The sequence below is a fragment of the Streptococcus sp. WM07 genome (assembly GCF_004570525.1).
GTDB lineage: Bacteria > Bacillota > Bacilli > Lactobacillales > Streptococcaceae > Streptococcus.
On sequence record NZ_SPPZ01000122.1, the window covers coordinates 1 to 968 of the forward strand.

Below are 968 nucleotides of genomic sequence, written 5' to 3' on the forward strand. Positions count from 1 at the left end.
TATTCTCAAGTTTGGAACAATTCGGAATTGAAGATTTAAGATGTAGGAATCTTTATGCTTTAAAATTTAAAGTGGAGGCAATCTTATTAACATATTCCTTACTACTTCATCAAAGTCAAATGGAGAATGGTTTTAGTCTAAGATACTCACTTGCTTATGGTTAATCAACTAGCACAACGGGTAAACTATTATTGCTTTTAGAAATTTCTAGAATCCTATCAAGGATAGTTTGGTCTCTCAGTTCACGTTGACTGGGCTTGTGCTTTAGCCATTTATAGTAAGCAGCACGACTAATATGAGCCAACCGACACATCCAATTAATAGCCCAGCCTTTTTCTTCATGATAATTTTTAATTAACTGGTATAGCTTGATTTTCAGCTGCCGATTTTGAGCGATTACTCGTTGTTTAGGTTGCCCTGTAACCAACTCCTTTCTAATTCCCTCACTTTTTTTAAGAATTCACTTTCTTTCTCGCTTATTTCAAGCCTTCTTTCAAGTTCTTTAATTCTTCGATTTGCTTTTTCTAACTCAGACAATTCATCTTCACTGCGTTTGCGTCCACGATTGTCAGACAGCCCTTCTAAACCATCAAGTTTATACTTTCTGCACCAGTTATAGACTTGGGCATAGCTACAGCTAAATTTCTGAGCTGTCTCCTTATAATTTGAATCATGATTTAAACAATATTGAACAATTTCTAAACGTTCTTCTTTGGTTGTTTTTCTGCTAGCCATCTCGTAGACCTCCGGAGTAGGATTGTAATCCTTTAGTTCTTGATGACTATTATACTTGATAATCCATTGGCGTAGTTGATAAGTACTTCTTAGCCCAAATTTTAAAGCTATTTCTAAAAGAGAACCTTCTCCTAATTTATAGGCTTCAACACAGCTAAGTTTAAACTCTGTAGTATAGCTCTGGTTACTTTTTCTAGGTAGCAGCCCCTCAGAACCCTGCAATTGATACATTT

Annotated in this window: 1 protein-coding gene; it reads right to left on the reverse strand. The window is 35.5% G+C overall.

The annotated features are described in order from the left end of the window. Positions 1–396: 396 nt before the first annotated feature. The coding region (locus E4T71_RS08675) for a helix-turn-helix domain-containing protein (RefSeq protein WP_135038929.1) at positions 397–968 on the reverse strand (572 nt) is incomplete at its 5' end.